Origin of the sequence: Streptomyces sp. 4N124 (assembly GCF_052245395.1) — a bacterium.
In the GTDB taxonomy this organism is placed as follows: domain Bacteria; phylum Actinomycetota; class Actinomycetes; order Streptomycetales; family Streptomycetaceae; genus Streptomyces.
The window spans coordinates 62,312-80,018 of sequence record NZ_JBQQBS010000010.1; the positions used below are offsets into that span (position 1 = coordinate 62,312).

Genomic DNA, 17,707 nt, shown 5'->3' on the forward strand with positions numbered 1-17,707 from the left:
CGGGAACCCTACTCAACCGGGAAGGACCGCCCGCGTTCGGTTTCGGGCCGGGCGCCGAAGATCCGCCGCTCCCGCTCCTCGATCCGTACGTCGTTGATGCTGGCCTCCCGCCGGGTCATCAGCCCGTGCGCGTCGAACTCCCAGAGTTCGTTGCCGTACGAGCGCCACCACTGGCCGTCGGCGTCCCGGCACTCGTACTGGAAGCGGACCGCGATGCGGTCGCCCTCGAAGGCCCACAGGTCCTTGCGCAGCGCGTAGTCCCGCTCGCGCTCCCACTTGGCGGTGAGGAAGTCGACGATCTGCGCGCGGCCGGTGACGAAGGTGCCGCGGTTGCGCCAGACCGAGTCCTGCGAGTAGGCGAGCGAGACCCGCTGCGGGTCGCGGGTGTTCCAGGCGTCCTCGGCGGCCTGGACCTTCTGTGCGGCGGTCTCCCGGGTGAACGGCGGCAGGGGCGGGCGGTCGGTCACGGTGCCTCCTCGATCAGGTGGAGAACGTGCGTTCTCCGAGCTGGCTGCTACGGTAGGAGAACGCTCGTTCTCGCGTCAAGGAGTGGTCGTCTCATGGACAGCGCAGTCGCCCGGGAGCAGGCACTGGACGCCGCCGAGGAGCTGTTCTACGGGCGGGGCATCCAGTCCGTCGGCATGGACGACATCCGTGGTGCGTCGGGCGTCTCGCTCAAGCGGCTCTACCAGCTCTTCCCGGCGAAGGAGCAGCTGGTGGAGGCGTATCTGGAGCGCCGGGACGTGCGCTGGCGCGGGCGGCTGGCCGAATTCGTGGCAGGGCACGAGGATCCCGAGCAGCGGATTCTCGCCGTCTTCGACTGGCTGGAGCGGTGGTTCGGCGAGCCCGGCTTCCGCGGCTGCGCGTGGATCAACTCGTACGGCGAGCTGGGCGCGACGTCCACCCGGGTGGCGGAGCGGGTCCGGACGCACAAGGAGGCGTTCCAGGACTACATCGGAGGGCTGGTGGCCGACGCGGGGCGGGACTCCGCGTTCGCCTCTGCCGTGTATCTGCTGGCCGAGGGCGCCATGGTCACGGCGGGGATCACCGGGAGCACGGCGCCCGCGGCTCAGGCGCGGGAGGCGGTACGGCTGTTGCTCGCGTCCGGCAAGTGACGACGGGCCGCGTTCAACTCCCCGTGTCGGACACCGTGATGGCGCTGACCGGGCAGGCCCGGGCCGCCTCCCGCACCATGGGGTCGCCGCCGTCCTCCCGGCCCGGCAGCAGGGTGCTGAATCCGTCGTCGTCCTGGGTGAAGACGTCCGGGGCGGTCAGGGCACACATGCCCGCGCCGATGCAGACGTCCGTGTCGATGTCGATGTGCATGAGGGGAGCCTCTTACCAGGTCACGGGGAGTTCCAGCATCCCCTGGACCGTGTCGCCGGGTTTGAAGGGGATCTCGTCCGCCGGGGCGGCGAGACGCAGCCCGGGCAGGCGGTCGAGCAGGGCGTGCAGGGCGATCTCCAGCTCGGCGCGGGCCAGGTTCTGCCCCAGGCACTGGTGGATACCGAAGCCGAACGCGACGTGGTGGCGGGCCGGGCGGTGCCAGTCCAGGGTGTCGGGATCGGCGTAGACGGTCTCGTCGCGGTTGATGACGGAGGTCGAGAAGAGGACGCCGTCGCCTTCGCGGATCTTGGTGCCGTCCACCTCTATGTCCTCGGTGGCGCGGCGCAGCAGCCCGTCCGCGATCGACAGCAGACGCAGCAACTCCTCGACCGCGGTGGGGAGCAGGGCCGGATCCGCTCGCAACTCGGCCAGGCGTTCGGAGTGTTGGAGGAGGGTGTAGGTGCCGAGCGAGATCATGTTGGCGGTCGTCTCGTGTCCCGCGACCAGCAGGATGACCGCCAGCGAGATCAGCTCCTGCCGGGTCGGCGTCCCGTCGTCCAGGTGGACGAGGTCGTCGAGGAGGCCGTCGCCCGGCTCGGTCTGCTTGCGGTCGATCAACTCGTCGAAGTACGCCTCCAGTCGGGCGCGCGCGTCCTGCGTGTCGGCGGCCGTCGGGCCGCGCAGCAGCCGTCGTGACTGTTCTTCGAAGAAGTCGTGGTCGGCGTACGGGACGCCGAGCAGTGCGCAGATCACCATCGAGGGCACGGGCAGCGCGAAGGCAGTCACCAGGTCGGCGGGCGGTCCCTGCGCGATCATCGCGTCGAGCCGCTCGTCCACGATCTGTCCGATCCGCGGGCGGAGTTCGGCGGCACGCCTGAGGGTGAATCCGGGGATCACCATGCGCCGCTGGGTGCGGTGCTCGGGGTCGTCGACGCCCAGCAGTGCGGTCCTGCGGTCACGGACCCCCGCGAAACGGGCGGTGGGCGCCGGGAAGTCGGGGTGGGTGCGGTCGGTCGACAGACGGGGGTCGGCGAGCAGGTCGCGGGCGAGGGCGTGGCCGGTGACCAGCCAGGCCGGGCGGCCGTCGTAGAGCGTGATCCGGGCGAGGGGGCGGGCGGCGCGCAGGGGATCGTAGGCGGTGGGTGGTTGATAGGGGCAGGTCCGGTCCTGCGGGAAGGCGACGGGTTCCGTTTGCGTCATGGGGGGCCTCGCAGACGATGGCGTGCGTCGTTCCGTCGCCATTGGATGCCCTGGGCATCTACTGCGGCCACATCAAGTTCGGCCAGATCACCCGGCCACGCGATATGGCCGGGGATCGCCGTCGTCCCGGGCGCCACGACGTGGCACTCCCGGGAAAATCGCTTGTCGGTGTGCGGTCGTCCCCCGCAGAATCCGGCCATGCCTATGACCCATTCCTTGCTGCCGTTGACCGCCGCCGTTCGTCCGGTGCGGTACCAGCAGCAGCCCGGCTGCCCCCGGAGGTCGACGCTTCCCGCGTCGTGACCGGCGCACTCGTCGCGGGGCTGGTCGCGGGCTACGGCATCGCCGTGCCCGTCGGTGCCGTCGGGGCCTACCTGGTTTCTCTGTCCGCCCGTACCTCGCTGCGCATCGGCTCCTGCGCCGCGCTCGGCGTCGCGACGGCCGACGGGCTCTATGCGCTGGCGGCCATGGTCGGGGGCTCCGCGCTCGCCCTCGCCCTTGAGCCGGCGCTGGTGCCGCTGCGCTGGGCGTCCGTGCTGGTGCTGATCGCGCTGGCGGTCTGGGGCACGGTCACGGCCGTACGCCAGTACCGCGGCCGTCGGCTCACCACCCGGTCCGCGTCTCCTCCCCCGAGCCCAGCGCGGGCGTATGTCGGGCTGCTCGGCATCACGCTGCTCAACCCCACCACCGTCATCTACTTCGCCGCCCTCGTGCTCGGCACCCGGACGGCGGACCCGGTGCCGCCCCTCGATCAGGCGGTGTTCGTGCTGGCCGCCTTCCTCGCGTCCGCGAGCTGGCAGCTGCTCCTCGCCGGGAGCGGCGCGCTGCTCGGGCGGGCGCTGACGGGGCGGCGGGGCCGGCTGGCGACGGCGTTGGTGTCGAGTGCGGTGATGTTGGCGCTCGCCGTACGGATTCCGGCGTGACGGCACAGGCGTCACGGTGCGAAGGCGCGGGCGACGGCGAGACTGTCCTCGTACACGTGATGCCGGACGACCAGTCCGTCCTCGACGGTGAGGTGCAGGGCGAATCTGGCGCGATACGGGCGCCCGGTGGCTTTGGCGGTCTGCCGGATCTCGCCGAGCACCACGGCGTCGGCGCCGTCCACCAGGATGCGCTCGATCTCCGTGGCGGCCTCACCGGGGACGTGATGTGCGGCGAGCTGCCGGTAGTGGGCGGCCGCGTCGGCGCGGGTCGAGCGGGGTCGGATCCATGGAGTGGCGGTGCGGCCGTGCTCGTCCTCGGGCCAGTTCAGCTTCCAGTCGGCCCCTTCGGCGTACAACTCGGCGATGCGCTCCGCGTCGCCCCGGCCGATCCGCAGCAGCAGTTCCTCCACCACGGCGCGGGTGGTCGCGTCGGTGCTCTTCGTCATGGTGGGCCTCTCGTCCGGCGGGCGTGTGCCACGACTGTGCCGGAGGCGGCCGGGGCGGGGCGATTACCGCCGAAGTAATGGACACGCCGGGTTCAGGGCAGGGGGTGTGGATGAAACCCGTGCGGACCGGTGTTGACTGGGCTGCACATGAGTTGGCCGACCGAGGAACGGAATGCCATGCCTCTTGAGGGTGAGTACGAACCCAGCCCGACGCAGTGGGTGCGCGAGCAGGTGGAGCTGTACGAGAGCTCCGGCGGCACCAAGGGAACGACCCTGATGGACACGGGAATGCCCGTCATCCTGCTGACGACCCGTGGTGCGAAGAGCGGCAAGATCCGCAAGACGCCGCTGATGCGCGTGGAGCACGAGGGACGTTATGCCGTCGTCGCCTCGCTCGGCGGCGCTCCCAAGCACCCCGTCTGGTACTTCAACGTCAAGTCCGATCCCCATGTGGAGCTCCAGGACGGCTCGGTCAAGCGGGACATGACGGCCCGTGAGGTGACCGGCGCGGAGAAGGCTGAGTGGTGGGAGCGTGCGGTGGCGGCATACCCGCCGTACGCCGACTACCAGAAGAAGACCGACCGGGAGATCCCCGTGTTCGTGCTGGAACCGGCCGACGGCTGACCGCGCGAAAAATCTTGCCCGGCGTGACGCATGAACCCGTGTCCGCCGGGCACCCGAGGATCAGGCCCCGCCGCGCTCCCCCGTCGCGGCGGGGCTTTCGCGTGCCTCCTGGGCGGGCCGGTCGGTCACGTCGAGGAAGATCTCGCCCGCCTCGGGCACGCTACGGGCGACGGTGCGCTTGATGCGGACGGCGACCTCCTCGACCCGCTCGCTGTCCATGCCCGGCACCAGGTCGATGCGGGCGGCGACCAGGGTCGCGTCGAGCCCGACCTTCATCGTGTACAGCGCCTCCACGCTGTCGATCTCGGGCTGCTCCCGCAGCAGCGCCCGGATCCGCTCGGCCGCCTCCGGATCGGCGGCCTCCCCGATCAGCTGGTCGCGCGCGTCGCGTCCCAGCCGGTAGGCGACGTACACCAGCAGCCCACCGATGGCGAACGAGGCGCACGCCTCCCACACGACCTGCCCGGTGGCCATGTGCAGCAGCATGCCGACCGCGGCCAGGCTCACGCCCAGTACCGCCGTGCCGTCCTCGGCGATCACCGTGCGCAGCGCAGGGTCGCGCAGCCGGTCCCGGCCGCCCTGGCGGTGCGCCTGGTACAGCGCCCGCGCCAGGGAGGCGCCCTCGGCGACGAAGGCGACGCCCAGCACGATCAGGCCCGCCACATAGCCGCTGAGCTCCTCCTCGGTGCCGTTCCTGAGGGCCTCGAAGCCCTGAAAGAAGGAGAAGCAGCCGCCCATCACAAAGATCCCGACGGCCGCGAGCAGCGACCAGAAGAAGCGCTCCTTGCCGTAGCCGAAGGGGTGGCGCTTGTCGGCGGGGCGGCGGCTGCGGCGCAGCGCCGCGAGCAGGAAGACCTCGTTCATGCTGTCGGCCACGGAGTGCGCCGCCTCCGACAGCAGGGCGGGCGAGCCCGCCGCGAGACCGCCGATCGCCTTGGCCACCGCGATGACCAGGTTGGCGGCGAGCGCCACCAGTACGGTGACGCGGGTTCTGCGGTCGGCCTTCCGGTTGGCGGGTTTCGACGCGTTCGAGGGTTTCCCACTCACCTTCGCCGACTGCCCTTCTCGGTCCGGCTCACACCGTCTCGTCTGCGGAAATCGGGGAAACCGGGGAGGTAGTCGGCAGTGAGGAGCCCGGTGATGAGCGGCGACGACGGCAACAGCGCCTACGGCAGGAAGCCCTTCAAGCGGTCCAAGGCCCACTTCACGGACCGGATCACCGAAGACGCCCGGGACGGCTGGCCGGTGGCGGCGGACCGCTACCGGCTGGTGGCGAGCCGTGCCTGTCCATGGGCGAGCCGGGTGGTGATCTCCCGGCGGCTGCTGGGCCTGGAGGACGCCCTGTCGCTGGCCGTCACCGACCCGATCCAGGACGACCGCAGCTGGCGCTTCACCCTGGACCCCGACGGCCGTGATCCGGTCCTCGGCATCCGGTTCCTGAGTGAGGCGTACGACCGGCGCGAGACCGGCTACCCGGGCGGGGTGAGCGTGCCCGCGATCGTGGACGTACCCAGCGGGAAACTGGTCACCAACGACTACCAGCAGCTCACCCTGGACCTCGCCACGGAGTGGACCGCCCTGCATCGGGACGGGGCGCCCGATCTGTACCCGCGGGCGTTGCGCGACGAGATCGACACGGTCATGGCGGATGTCTACGAGGACGTCAACAACGGTGTGTACCGGGCCGGGTTCGCCGCCGACCAGGAGACGTACGAGGCGGCCTGCGCGGCCCTGTTCCGGCGGCTGGAGCTGCTGTCGCGACGGCTGGAGGAGCAGCGCTATCTGGTCGGCGACACGATCACCGAGGCGGACATCCGGCTGTTCACCACCCTGGTGCGCTTCGACGCCGTCTATCACGGCCACTTCAAGTGCAATCTCTGGAAGCTGTCGGAGAATCCGGTGCTGTGGGCGTACGCCCGCGACCTCTACCAGACACCCGGCTTCGGTGACACCGTCGACTTCGACCACATCAAGCGGCACTACTACCAGGTGCACACCGGCATCAATCCGACGGGCATCGTGCCCCTCGGACCGGACCTGTCCGGCTGGCGGACCCCGCACCACCGGGAGAGGCTGGGCGGCCGGCCTTTCGGCGAGGGCACACCGCCCGGGCCGGTGCCCACGGCCGAGGAGGTTCCGGCGCGAGGGCGGCCCTGACCACACAGGAGGCAGACGTGGGCAAGAAGCAGCAGAAGCTCAAACTCCCCCTCGCCTACAAACCTCTCGGGTTCGTGATCGGCTGGGCGGGCGGCACACTGGCGGGCCTCGCCTTCAAGACGACATGGAAGGCGATCCGGCACGAGGACGACGCACCCGACCCGCTGGACCGCGAGCGCGGCTGGGGCGAGATCCTGCTGGCCGCCGCCATCCAGGGCGCCATCTTCGCCGTCGTACGCAGCGCTGTGAACCGCACGGGCGCGAAGGCGGTCGAACGCTCAACCGGCGTGTGGCCCGCCGGGGACAAGAGCACCCCGAAGGGGCGCGGGGCTGCGTGAATTATGCGGCTCCGCCGCGCGGGCGCGACAAGCCACGACGGCCCCGCACGTGACGCACCGGCCGTCCCGCGGAGCTACCCCTGCTTCGGTGCCGTGGGCGGCACGCAGCGCAGAGTGAAGGAGTGGCCGGCCGGGTCGGCATAGCCGCGTTCCTCGAACGGGCCCGATGCCTCCTTGGTCTCCAGCGGGCGCCCGCCGAGTCCGACGACCCTGCGCTCGGCCTCGTCGAGATCGGCCACGACGAAGTCCAGGTGGGCCTGGAGGGAGTTCTCGGGACGCGGCCAGCTCGGCGGCGTGGCGTTCACATCTCGGCGGAACGCCAGCCGCGTGCCGCCCGCGCCCTTGATCTCCTCGGCGGTTAACCCCGTTCCGCGGATTCAGTCGGCCACGAGCCACTCCCCGTCCCGCATCAGGTCGCGTCCGACGAGTTCGTCGGCCTCCCGCCAGGCCTGCACGCGCTGCGGGTGGATACGGAAGTACAGGTAGGGGGTGGACAGGTGGCGCGGCTCGAAGCCGGTCCTGGCCGCGAAGAGATCGGCCTCCTCCTCGGGCAGTTCGGCGGGCTCCACCGGCTGCACCGTGCCCTCGACGATCACCACGTCCCGGGTCGGCCCGAACCCGAGCCGCGCTCTGCCCGTCTCGCGCAGGTTCCGGCCGGTCGGGCTCGTGGGCGGGGTGGCGAGGAGGATCGTCGTACCGTCCCAGAGGAAGGACAGCGGCACGAGATACGGGATTCCGCCGGCGCCGTCGGCCGTGGCGACCCAGGTGTCGACGTCGTTCTCCAGACGGTTCAGCGTGTCCTGCAGGCGCTGCTTGGCGGAGCGTGCGGGCGGTGTGGTCATCGTCGGTCGGTCTCCTGAGCGAATGTCGTACGGGGATGACGTGCGCTCAGTGTGGCCGGGCCGCGCCCTGCCGCGCCCGGATCTCCGTCAAACGGGCTGCCGATGCGGCGAGCAGCAGGTCCAGCGCCGCCGGATAGGAACTGTGCCGCATGTCCGCCACGAGATGACGTGCGGTCGCCGCGATGTGCGGGTGGGTGTCCGCGGGCAGCCGTGCGTACGTGGCCTGCCATACGTCCGCCTCCGCCTCGCGGGCGGCCTTCGGCAGCGCCGTGGTCCCGGCGTCGAGGGCGGCGAAGGCGAGGGCCTGGTCGACGAAGGCGTGGTAGATCCGCACCGCCTCGGCGTCGGGGAATCCGGCGTCGCGCAGCACGCCGATGATGGTCTCCACGGCCTGGATCTCATGGGCCCGGCCGGTCACCCGGTGCGAGCTGAGCACCGCCGCCCGGGGGTGGGCGAGCGCTCCGGCGTGCATGCGCAGCCCGAGGTCGCGCAGGTCGGCGCGCCAGTCGCCGGTGGGCCGCCAGCTGCGCAGGGTGCGTCCGATCAGCTCGTCGGCGACGGCGAGCATCAGGTCGTCGGTGTGCCGGAAGTACCGGTACAGCGAGCTGGGATCGGCGCCGAGGGCCCGGCCCAGCCGGCGCACCGAGAGGGCCTCGGCGCCGTGCTCCTCGATGAGCCGCAGGGCTGTTTCGACGATCAGGTCCTCGGAGAGGACGACGCCCTGCTTGGTGGGTCGTCGGCGCTGCCGGGCTGCGGGCGGGACGACGCGGTCACTCATGGCTGCCTCCAGGTGCCGTTGGCGGAGACCTTATGACAACACCGTTGACCTGTTAACCCCGCGGACAGTTTCATGTCGCCTCACCGGGGCCGACCGAGCCCCCCGGTGCGAGCGGAGAGCCGCCATGACCGACAAGCCCTACGGAGTCGCCCCTCCCGCGCAGCCCGCGCTGCGCAAGTCCCTCGGCGTCGTGGACGGCGTCGCCATCGCCGCGTCCAGCACCGCCGCGACCACCAGCATCGGCATCGGCCTCGGGGTCACCGCCGGGGTGGTCGGACTGCATCTGCCCGCGATCATGCTGCTGGCGTTCCTGCCCATCCTGGGCATCGCGGGCGCGTACTCCCGGCTCAACCGGGTCGAGCCCAACGCCGGCAACGGCTATGTGTGGGTGGGCCGTTCGCTCACCCCCTGGCTGGGCTTCATGGTCGGCTGGGTGCAGATCGTGGCCACGGTGGCGTTTCTCGCGTACACCACGGCGGTCACCGGGTCGGCGATCCTCCAGCTGGCCGGAGACGCCGGACTGCACGAGGTGGGCGGGCTCGCACTGGACCCGGGGTCGACCGCGCAGACCACCGCGGTGGGCGTCTTCGTCCTGGCCGCGGTCACGCTCACCGCCGTCACGGGCGTACGGACCGCGGCTCGCCTCCAGGCCTGGCTGCTGGTCTTCGAGTACGTCGTCCTGCTCGGGTTCTGCGGCTACGGCATCGTCACCGGCCCGCACCCCTTCAGCTGGAGCTGGTTCGACCCGTTCGCGATCCCGTCGGCGGAGGCGCTCGCGCAGGGCCTGTTGCTGTCGGTGTTCTGCTATTGGGGCTTCGAGGCCGCGTTCAGCGTCAGCGAGGAGGTGCGCGACCCGCGGGACGCGTCCAAGGCCGGGATCACCACCCTCGTCACCATGCTCGGGCTCTTCCTGCTCGGCTCGATCGCCTTCCAACGCGTCCTGTCCGAGGAGGAGTTGGCCGGCCACGGCGCCGAGGGCCTGGCGTTCTTCGGGGACCGGCTGGCCGCGCAGCCGCTGGCCGTGCTGCCGCTGGTGGCGCTGATGTTCTCGGCGGTCGCCTCGCTGCAGGCCGGGGTGATCCCCACGGCCCGGGGAATGTTCGCGATGAGCCGGGACCGTACGCTCGGTCCGGTGTGGTCCAAGGTCAGCCGCCGGTACGGGACTCCGGCCGCCGGGACGCTGCTCATCGGCGCTCTCGCCATGGCGGTCGCGTGGCTCGCCCTGGTGATCCCCCGGCTCGCGGACATGATCATGGCGACGGTGAGCGCCGTGGGCATCGTGGTCGCCCTGTCCTACGCGCTCACCGCACTGGCCGCCGCCGTGCGCTTCCGCTCACTGCTGCGCGAGGACTGGCGGCAGGGCGTACGGGCCGTGGTGCTGCCCGCGCTGAGCGCCGCCGCCCTGCTGAGTCTCGGCGGCTATCTCGGCTGGTCGTTCTACACCTCGGCCGACCATCTCGAACTCCGCGCGGACAATGGGTGGTTCCTGCTGCTCACTCCCCTGGTGATGATCGCGTCCGGCTTCATGGCCGCCGCATGGGCCAAGTGGGTGCGCAGATCGCCGTACTTCCGCACCGGCGAGGGCAGTGACGCCGACGCACCCCAATTGCTTGCCACGCCGCAGTAGACCGACCAGGAAACGGATCATGCACGCTGACCTCCTCTTCACCGGCGGCCCCGTCCTCACCCCCGAGGGCCGCACCGCCACCGCCGTGGCCGTCACGGGCGGCCGCGTCACCGCCGTGGGCCACGACGAGGTGCACGACCTCGCCGGGCCCCGCACCGACGTGGTCGACCTCGCCGGACGGCTGCTGCTGCCGGGCTTCCAGGACGCGCACGTCCACCCGGTGCCGGCGGGGCTCGAACTCACCCAGTGCGATCTGACCGGGACCCGTACGGCGGAGGCGACCGTCGCCGCCGTACGCGCGTACGCCGACGCGCACCCGGAGCGGGAGTGGATCACCGGTGGCGGCTGGTCGATGGAGGCCTTCCAGGGCGGTATGCCGACGAAGGAACTGCTGGACGCGGTCGTACCCGACCGGCCGGTCTACCTGCCCAACCGCGACCACCACGGGGCCTGGGTGAACAGCCGCGCCCTCGCGCTCGCCGGGATCACACGCGACACGCCCGATCCGACCGACGGGCGGATCGAGCGGAACGCCTCCGGTGAGCCCAGCGGGACGCTGCAGGAAGGCGCGATGCAACTCGTGGGACGGCTGACCCCGCCCACGACAGCCGGTGAGCGGAAGGCGGCGCTGCTGCACGCCCAGCGTCATCTGCACGCCCTCGGTATCACGGCCTGGCAGGACGCGCTGGTCGGGGAGTTCCTCGGCATGGACGATCCGTCGGAGGCGTATCTCGCCGCCGCTCGCGACGGCTCGCTCACCGCGCGCGTGGTCGGTGCCCTGTGGTGGGACCGGGAGCGCGGGGCCGAGCAGATCCCCGAACTGGCCCAGAAGCGGGAGGCGTTGACGCATGGGCGGTTTCGCGCCTCCACCGTCAAGCTGATGCTGGACGGGGTCGCCGAGACCGGCACTGCCGCCCTGCTGGACCCGTATCTGGACCGCTGCGGCTGCGCCACCGCCAACCGGGGCACCAGCTTCATCGACCCCGCCCAACTGCCCAAGTACGTGACGGAGTTGGACGCGCTCGGCTTCCAGTGCCACTTCCACGCCCTGGGCGACCGGGCCGTACGCGACGCGCTGGACGCCGTCGAAGCCGCGCGCACCGCGAACGGGCCGAGCGACACGCGGCCCCACCTGGCACACCTCCAAGTCGTGCAGCCGGACGACGTGGCGCGCTTCGCCCGGCTCGGCGCCACCGCCAACATCCAGCCGCTGTGGGCCGCACACGAGCCTCAGATGGACGAGCTGACGATCCCGTTCCTGGGACCCGAACGGGCCGCGTGGCAGTACCCGTTCGGCGCGCTGCTGCGCTCCGGGGCCCGGCTCGCCGCGGGCAGCGACTGGCCCGTCAGCAGCCCCGATCCGCTGGAGGGGATCCATGTCGCGGTGAACCGCGTGGCACCGGGCGCCGACACCGCCGTGTTCCTGCCCGCCGAACGCCTCGCTCTAGCCGAGGCGTTGACCGCCTACACCGCAGGCTCGGCGTATGTGAACCACCTCGACGACACGGGCCGGGTGAGCGTGGGCGCGCTCGCGGACCTCGTGGTGCTGGACCGGGATCCGTTCGACGGGCCGGCGGAGGCGCTCGCGGAGACTCGTGTGTCTCTCACTTACGTCGGGGGCGCGCGAGTATACGCAGCTCAGTGAGTGCGAGCAGTAACACAGATCACCGTCCGGTTACGGTATAGATCATTTACGCTCGGGGCAGCCTCGTACCGCTTCCCGGTTCAACTTTCGTACCGCGAAGCCGAGTTCGAGTGTGCGGGCGGTCGCGGCGACCGCCCGCTCGCAGGGGCGGGGGGCTCTGCGTTCCGACCCCCGAAAGGAAGCGCATGCCTCAGGACGTCCGGTTCGACCTCCCCTTCGAGACTCCTGTCAGCGAGCACCTCGAGTACGCCCGGGCACGTCACTTCCGCTGGATCTGGGACATGGGTCTGGTGCGCAGCCCGGCCGGGTTCGAGGAGTACAAGTCCTGGGACCTGCCGCAGGCCGCCGCGCGCACCTATCCGTACGCCTCGGCGACCGACATGGTCGTCCTGATGAACTGGTTCTCCCTCGCCTTCCTCTTCGACGACCAGTTCGACGCGAACCAGCCGGACCGCGCCGACCGCATAACCGAGGTCGCCCGCGAGCTCATCGTCGCGCCGCTGCGGCCGGCGGGCTTCCGGCCCCGGGTCGTCTGCCCCATCACCCTGGCCTGGGCGGAGGTCTGGAAACATCTCTCGGATGGCATGTCCCTGACCTGGCGAACCCGGTTCGCCGCGTCCTGGGGGCGGTTCCTCGTGGCGCACTGCGAGGAGGTCGACCTGGCCGCCCGGGGTCTGGAAAGCACCCTGGACCTCGACGAGTACGCGCTGTTCCGGCGCCGTACGGTCGGCATCCACCACAGCATCGACGCGGGTGAGCGCAGCCGGGGTTTCGAGGTGCCCGCTCAGGCGATGGCGCATCCGGTGATGGAGCGGATGCGGGATCTGGCCTCGGACACCATCGGGTTCATGAACGACATCCACTCCTTCGAGCGTGAGCGACGCCGTGGGGACGGCCACAACCTGATCGCCGTGCTGCACCGGGAGCGGGGCTGCTCGTGGGAGGAGGCGGCGCAGGAGGCGTACCGGATGACGACCGACTGCCTCGACGAGTACCTCGAACTTCAGGCGCGCGTCCCTGAGATGTGCGACGAGTTGCGCCTCGATGAGGGTGAGCGGGCGCGGGTGCGGATGGGGGTGGAGGCCATACAGCACTGGATCAACGGGAATTACGAGTGGGCGCTTACCACTGGCCGTTATGCGGCTGCGAAGGAGGGGCCCGCCGCCGCGGCGGAGCTGGCGGGGCGGGGGTCGGTGGACGATCTGCTGGCCGTGTGACAAGACACTGCCGGCCGGTGGGGGCTGGGCGCGCAGTTCCCCGCGCCCCTTCGGGGCGCCATCAGAACTCGACCGGCAGGCTGTCCAGCCTCGACTCCCACGTCGAGGCCGTCGAAGTGAGTTCCTCCGGCGGTACCGACAGGCGTAGGCCCGGGAGTCGGTGGAGGAGGACGTTCACGGCTGTTTCGATGATGGCCTGGCCGATGTTCTGGCCGGGGCATTCGTGGGGTCCGCCGCTGAAGGCCAGGTGGGACTGGTTGCCCTGGACGGAGATGCCGGCGTCCGGTCTGATCTCGGGGTCCAGGTTGCCGGCGGCGAGGCCGAGGACCAGGAGGTCGCCCTCCTTGACGGGGCAGCCGCCGAGTTCGAGGTCGGCGGTGGCGAAACGTCCCGGCAGCACGGCGAGCGGAGGGGTGTTCCACATGACCTCCTCCACGACGCCGGAGATGTTGAGCTGGCCGCTCACCAGACCGGAGAGCCAGGAGGTGTCGGTGAGGATCAGCTGCAGCACCCGGGCCAGCAGGTTGCTGGTGGTGGTGTGCGCGGTGATCAGTACCAGCCGCAGATGCTGGATGATCTCGTCCTCGTCGAGACCGGCGTGGTGCCCGATGAGCCCGGTGGTGAAGTCGGAGCCCGGCTCCACGCGCTTGCGCTCGGCGAGTTCGGTGAGGATGCCCAAGATGCGGTCGTTGTGCTCGAGGGCGTCCGCGCCGCCCTTGATGACCTGGGCGCAGGACTCGGCGAGAGTGCGTCCCTCGCTCTGCGCGAGGCCCAGGACGCGGGTGAGCGCCAGCATGGGCAGATACTCGGCGAAGTCACCCACCAGATCGGCGCGGCCCGCACCCGCGAACGCGTCGATCTGCTTGTTCGCGAAGTGCGTGACATGGCGGCGGATACCGCGGCCCGAAACAGCCAGCAGATTGTCGGTGACGGCACCGCGCAGCCTGCGGTGCGGTTCGCCGTCCTGCGAGACACAGTCGGGGCGCCAGCCCACCATCTGGATGAGCGGTGAGGTGGCGCTGATCCGGCCCTCGTTCCAGTCCCGCCAGATCCGTGAATCCCGGCTGAACTGAAGGGGGTTGTCGAGCACCCGCCGGTTCTCCCGGTAGCCGAGGACCAGCCAGGCGGGGACGTCGCCCTCCAGCAGGACCGGCGCGACGGCACCGTACTCCTTGCGCAGCCGCGCGTAGATGCCCTGTGGGTCGGTCGCGGAGTCGGGGCCGTAGAGCCGGGTGGCACCGTCGCCGTGGGCGACGGGGCAGCCGCCCGGCGCGTCGGGATCGTTGAGGGGCTGGTCGTTCATCGGGGCTCCCCTGCGACGGCCGAGCGTTCCTTCAAGTGACGTATCAGAGCGACGAGTACGTCACGGCTGGAGGCCCGGTCGCGGGCGTCGCAGGCCACGATCGGGATGTGCGGGGCGATGTCGAGGGCGTCCCGGATCTCGTCGACCGGGTGGTCCTTGGAGTCGGGGAACATGTTCAGCGCGATGACGAACGGGACGTCCTGCCGCTCCATCTCCTCGATCGCCCGGAAGCTGGAGGCGAGGCGGCGGGTGTCCACCAGCACGACCGCGCCGAGCGCGCCCTTGAACAGGCCGTTCCACAGGAACCAGAACCGCTCCTGGCCCGGGGTGCCGAACAGGTACAGGACCAGCTCGTCGTTGATGCCGATCTTGCCGAAGTCCAGGCTGACCGTGGTCTCGGCCTTGTCGGCCACCCCGATGAGGTGATCGACGTCGGCGCTGGCCTGGGTGAGGGTCTCCTCGGTGGTGAGCGGCTTGATGTCGCTGACCGAGCGGACCATGGTGGTCTTCCCGGTGCCGAAGCCCCCGGCGATCATCACCTTCACCGAGCGGGTGCCGTCACCGGCCGTCCGGCCGGGCTGGTCAAAGCCTTTCAAGTCCACTGAGTACCTCCTCAAGGAGCGCGAGGTCGGGCCCGCGACCGGCGTCGTGCGCCGGGATGGGGTCACGGGCTTCGATGCGGCCTGCCTCGAGCAGATCCGCCAGCAGCACCGCGAGAATGTTGAACGGCAGTCCGAGGTGGGCGCCGAGTTCGGCCACCGACAGCGGATCGCGGCAGCGCCGGAGGATGTCCTCGTGCTCGTGCTGCATGCCCGGTACGGGGGCGGAGAGGGAGACGATGAGGGTCGCCACGTCGAGACTCGACGCCGAACCGGCCGGTCCGCTACGTCCCCGGGTGACGACGTAGTAGCGCTCGAGACCGGACGGATCTGTGGGCCGGCGCGGAGCACTCATCCAGAGTGCTCCTCCAGACGCGGAGTGGTGCCGAGGAGCTCTCCCATCCTGCGGGCCAGATCCCTCATCTGGTGTCCGAGCAGGCCCTGGTCGAGGCCCTCGCGGGCCAGGACACCGAGATACGTCTCCACACCCGCGCGGACGACGAAGAGATGGCCGCCGTCGACCTCGATCATCGCCAGCCGCAGCTGCCCCGCGTACTTGGGGAACTGCTCGGCGACCGGCTGGGCCAGCGCCTGCAGGCCGGCCACCACGGCGGCGAAACGGTCCACGTCGTCGGGGTCTTCGGCGCCGTAGGAGGTGATGGCCTTGCCGTCGCTGGAGGCCACGAGGGCGAAGCGGATCTCCGGGATGGACTCCACCAGATCGCGGAGCGCCCAGCTCACGTCGGTTCCCTGTTGCGTCATGTGGACTAGTCGCTCTCTTCAGTGCGGGGCTCGGTGGACTCGCGGCGGTCGGCCGTGCCGACGGCCGCGCCGGGCTCTCCGGGCTCACGTCCGGCGGTGGCGAAGGCAGCCAGACCGGCGAAGGACGCGTCCGGTGGTACGGCGACGACGGCACGCTCCTCGGTCCGCTCGGCCGGCTGGTGCCGGGCCGCCTCGCCTCGCTTGCTCCGGCGCCGGGGCAGCCCGCCCGGCGTCGTGTCGACGTCGTCGCCGACGGGCTCGGCCACGGTTTCGGCGGGGGCCGGTTCACGGGCCGGTGCGGTCACGGCGGCCTGGGCCGCGGGGGCGGCCGGGGCCTGGGTCTGCGTGGTCGCGGGGAGCGGGCTGAAGTACTTGTGCGGGACCACGACGACCACCGAGGTGCCGAGCCAGGGCGAGTCCGCGAAGGTGACACGGATGCCATAGCGGCGGGCGAGCGCACCGACGACGCGCAGGCCGATGTTGGCGTCCTCGGAGATACCGCCGAGGCCCGGGCCGGCCTCGGTGCCGGTGAGGGCCTGCTCGGCCTCCCGCTTCTTCTCCTCGCTCAGGCCCTTGCCGGAGTCCTGGATCTCGATGCCGACGCCGTTCGGGACCTCCTTGCCGGAGACGAGGACGGGTTCGGTGGGCGGCGAGTAGCGCGCCGCGTTGTCCAGGAGGTGCGCGAAGATCAGCGTCAGGTGGTCCACCAGGCCGCCGTCGACGCCGAGTTCGGGCAGATGGCGTACGTCGACGCGGTGGAAGTCCTTGATCCGGCCGATGCCGCCGCGCACCACGCTCAGCAGCCGCTGCGGTTCCTGCCACTGCCGGCCGGGCCGGTCCGAACCGCCGAGCACGCCGATGCTGGCGGCGAGACAGTCGGCGGGGCCGATCTCCTGGTCGAGTTCCATCAGGCCGCGCGCCACGGCGGGCAGCCTGCCGTGTTCGCCCTGCAGTTCGTGCAGCCGGCCGCGCAGTTTGCTGGTCAGGACGTGGATGCGGTTGCCGATGCTGATCACGGCGTGCTCGGCGGAGGTCGAGCGGTCGAATTCCCGCTCGACGCCGATCAGGGCGGTCCGCAGCAGCTTGCGCAGCTCGGCCTGGAGGTCCGCGCCGACCTTGGCGCACTGGGCGACCGTCGGCAGGATGTCGTCGATGGCCTCACCGGAGCGCAGCCGGTCCAGCGACTCGGGCAGTTGCTCGTCGGCGAGCCGGGCGACCGCGGCGAGTTGGTGCGCCAGCTGCTCCTGCCAGACCGCGGCCTGGTCGGCGAGCTGTGCCTCGTACGACGTGATCTGGTCCGCGATCCGGGCCTCGTACGCCTCCGCCTGCTCGGCCAGCCGCGCCTCGTAGCCTTCCCGCAGTTCGCCGAGCCGGGCCTCATAGGCGCCGGCCTGGTCCGCGAACTGCGCTTCCTGGGCGGCACGTTCGGCGGAGTACTTCCGTTCCAGGCCCGCGACATGCTGCTGCCACTGCTGGGAGTGCTCGGTCTGTGTGGTGCGGAAGGAGCTCTCCGCGCGGCGCAGTTGCGCGCGGGTGCTCAGCAGCAGGCGTACGCACACGGAACTCGCCGCCGTCGCCGCGACACCGGCGACGGCCACGGTTATTCGCTCGGAGCTCATGAACGTGGCGGCAACCGTCCCGCCTCCCAGGGACAGCGGCATCAGCCACCAGCTGTACCAGGTGACAGGGGCCCGCGCCGCCGGCGGCGGGGTGGCGAGTTCCATCTGCATCCTTCGAAGCAACACGTCGAACAACGGGGGGGTGTGCAGGGGCGCCGCACTCATGAGTACGCACCGCGAGGCGACGGATCGTGACCGCGTCAACTCGCAGCGCCGATGGGGAGCTTATCGGGTGCGAACCCGAAAGGATCAACCTCACGGCCTCCCGGAAGTGAGGATTCCGTCACTCTCCGGCATGGCT

20 protein-coding genes and 1 pseudogene are annotated in these 17,707 nt (G+C 71.0%); 8 read left to right on the forward strand and 13 right to left on the reverse strand.

Features of this window, described 5'->3' with window-relative positions:
- Positions 1–8: 8 nt before the first annotated feature.
- Entirely contained in the window at positions 9–467 is a 459-nt protein-coding gene (locus ACTWQO_RS12790) for a nuclear transport factor 2 family protein (RefSeq protein ID WP_443237384.1), read from the reverse strand.
- 93 nt (positions 468–560) lie between these two features.
- On the opposite strand from ACTWQO_RS12790, the gene ACTWQO_RS12795 reads away from it, so the two are divergent.
- The gene (locus ACTWQO_RS12795) at positions 561–1,115 is read left to right on the forward strand and encodes a TetR/AcrR family transcriptional regulator (RefSeq protein WP_443237385.1); all 555 of its coding nucleotides are present in this window, start codon (positions 561–563) and stop codon (positions 1,113–1,115) included.
- 13 nt (positions 1,116–1,128) lie between these two features.
- Here ACTWQO_RS12795 and ACTWQO_RS12800 read toward each other — a convergent pair whose 3' ends face one another.
- Positions 1,129–1,326 (reverse strand): ferredoxin, encoded by a 198-nt coding sequence (locus tag ACTWQO_RS12800; RefSeq protein ID WP_443237386.1) that lies wholly within the window; start codon positions 1,324–1,326, stop codon positions 1,129–1,131.
- Positions 1,327–1,338: 12 nt separating this feature from the next.
- On the reverse strand, positions 1,339–2,526 hold the full coding sequence (locus tag ACTWQO_RS12805) for a cytochrome P450 (RefSeq protein ID WP_443237387.1): 1,188 nt from the start codon (positions 2,524–2,526) through the stop codon (positions 1,339–1,341).
- A gap of 299 nt (positions 2,527–2,825) precedes the next feature.
- Between ACTWQO_RS12805 and ACTWQO_RS12810 the strand changes: the two genes are divergently transcribed.
- Positions 2,826–3,449 carry a LysE family transporter gene (locus ACTWQO_RS12810; RefSeq protein ID WP_443237388.1) on the forward strand — a complete coding sequence of 208 codons (624 nt, stop codon included), beginning with the start codon at positions 2,826–2,828 and terminating at the stop codon, positions 3,447–3,449.
- Between the two features lie 11 nt (positions 3,450–3,460).
- Here ACTWQO_RS12810 and ACTWQO_RS12815 read toward each other — a convergent pair whose 3' ends face one another.
- Positions 3,461–3,895 (reverse strand): nuclear transport factor 2 family protein, encoded by a 435-nt coding sequence (locus ACTWQO_RS12815; protein WP_443237389.1) that lies wholly within the window; start codon positions 3,893–3,895, stop codon positions 3,461–3,463.
- 177 nt (positions 3,896–4,072) lie between these two features.
- Between ACTWQO_RS12815 and ACTWQO_RS12820 the strand changes: the two genes are divergently transcribed.
- Complete coding sequence (locus ACTWQO_RS12820; RefSeq protein ID WP_443237390.1) at positions 4,073–4,519, forward strand: nitroreductase family deazaflavin-dependent oxidoreductase; 447 nt, start codon at positions 4,073–4,075, stop codon at positions 4,517–4,519.
- A 60-nt stretch (positions 4,520–4,579) separates the two neighbouring features.
- Here the strand turns inward: ACTWQO_RS12820 and ACTWQO_RS12825 are convergent, their stop codons facing one another.
- Positions 4,580–5,566: a cation diffusion facilitator family transporter gene (locus ACTWQO_RS12825; protein ID WP_443237391.1), complete on the reverse strand. Its 987-nt coding sequence runs from the start codon at positions 5,564–5,566 to the stop codon at positions 4,580–4,582.
- Positions 5,567–5,659: 93 nt separating this feature from the next.
- On the opposite strand from ACTWQO_RS12825, the gene ACTWQO_RS12830 reads away from it, so the two are divergent.
- On the forward strand, positions 5,660–6,676 hold the full coding sequence (locus ACTWQO_RS12830; RefSeq protein WP_443237392.1) for a glutathione S-transferase family protein: 1,017 nt from the start codon (positions 5,660–5,662) through the stop codon (positions 6,674–6,676).
- 17 nt (positions 6,677–6,693) lie between these two features.
- Complete coding sequence (locus tag ACTWQO_RS12835) at positions 6,694–7,014, forward strand: DUF4235 domain-containing protein (protein WP_443237393.1); 321 nt, start codon at positions 6,694–6,696, stop codon at positions 7,012–7,014.
- A 74-nt stretch (positions 7,015–7,088) separates the two neighbouring features.
- On the opposite strand, the pseudogene ACTWQO_RS12840 reads toward ACTWQO_RS12835, so the two are convergent.
- From ACTWQO_RS12840 to ACTWQO_RS12850, 3 genes and pseudogenes are all read right to left on the reverse strand, one after another.
- A pseudogene (locus ACTWQO_RS12840) lies at positions 7,089–7,364 on the reverse strand (VOC family protein); the annotation flags it as partial.
- Positions 7,365–7,391: 27 nt separating this feature from the next.
- Positions 7,392–7,856 carry a pyridoxamine 5'-phosphate oxidase family protein gene (locus ACTWQO_RS12845; RefSeq protein WP_443237394.1) on the reverse strand — a complete coding sequence of 155 codons (465 nt, stop codon included), beginning with the start codon at positions 7,854–7,856 and terminating at the stop codon, positions 7,392–7,394.
- 46 nt (positions 7,857–7,902) lie between these two features.
- Entirely contained in the window at positions 7,903–8,634 is a 732-nt protein-coding gene (locus ACTWQO_RS12850) for a helix-turn-helix domain-containing protein (RefSeq protein ID WP_443237395.1), read from the reverse strand.
- 124 nt (positions 8,635–8,758) lie between these two features.
- On the opposite strand from ACTWQO_RS12850, the gene ACTWQO_RS12855 reads away from it, so the two are divergent.
- The 3 genes from ACTWQO_RS12855 (at position 8,759) to ACTWQO_RS12865 (ending at position 13,123) form a co-directional block, all read left to right on the forward strand.
- Positions 8,759–10,261, forward strand: a complete 1,503-nt coding sequence (locus tag ACTWQO_RS12855; RefSeq protein ID WP_443237396.1) for an APC family permease — start codon at positions 8,759–8,761, stop codon at positions 10,259–10,261.
- Between the two features lie 19 nt (positions 10,262–10,280).
- Positions 10,281–11,906, forward strand: coding sequence for an amidohydrolase (locus tag ACTWQO_RS12860; RefSeq protein ID WP_443237397.1), 1,626 nt, complete (start codon positions 10,281–10,283; stop codon positions 11,904–11,906).
- A gap of 185 nt (positions 11,907–12,091) precedes the next feature.
- Positions 12,092–13,123 (forward strand): 7-epi-alpha-eudesmol synthase, encoded by a 1,032-nt coding sequence (locus ACTWQO_RS12865; protein ID WP_443237398.1) that lies wholly within the window; start codon positions 12,092–12,094, stop codon positions 13,121–13,123.
- A gap of 61 nt (positions 13,124–13,184) precedes the next feature.
- On the opposite strand, the gene ACTWQO_RS12870 is transcribed toward ACTWQO_RS12865, so the two are convergent.
- From ACTWQO_RS12870 to ACTWQO_RS12890, 5 genes are read right to left on the reverse strand one after another with little or no spacing between them, the layout of a single operon-like run.
- The gene (locus tag ACTWQO_RS12870) at positions 13,185–14,426 is read right to left on the reverse strand and encodes a cytochrome P450 (protein ID WP_443237399.1); all 1,242 of its coding nucleotides are present in this window, start codon (positions 14,424–14,426) and stop codon (positions 13,185–13,187) included.
- Positions 14,423–15,028 carry a GTP-binding protein gene (locus ACTWQO_RS12875; RefSeq protein WP_443237400.1) on the reverse strand — a complete coding sequence of 202 codons (606 nt, stop codon included), beginning with the start codon at positions 15,026–15,028 and terminating at the stop codon, positions 14,423–14,425. The genes ACTWQO_RS12870 and ACTWQO_RS12875 overlap by 4 nt, the downstream gene beginning before the upstream one ends.
- Positions 15,009–15,380 (reverse strand): DUF742 domain-containing protein, encoded by a 372-nt coding sequence (locus ACTWQO_RS12880; RefSeq protein WP_443237401.1) that lies wholly within the window; start codon positions 15,378–15,380, stop codon positions 15,009–15,011. Before ACTWQO_RS12880 ends, ACTWQO_RS12875 begins: the two co-directional genes overlap by 20 nt.
- A complete protein-coding gene (locus ACTWQO_RS12885) occupies positions 15,377–15,787 on the reverse strand; it encodes a roadblock/LC7 domain-containing protein (protein ID WP_015655861.1) in 411 nt (136 codons plus the stop codon). The genes ACTWQO_RS12880 and ACTWQO_RS12885 overlap by 4 nt, the downstream gene beginning before the upstream one ends.
- Before the next feature lie 5 nt (positions 15,788–15,792).
- Positions 15,793–17,511, reverse strand: a complete 1,719-nt coding sequence (locus ACTWQO_RS12890; RefSeq protein WP_443237402.1) for an ATP-binding protein — start codon at positions 17,509–17,511, stop codon at positions 15,793–15,795.
- Positions 17,512–17,707 lie beyond the last annotated feature (196 nt).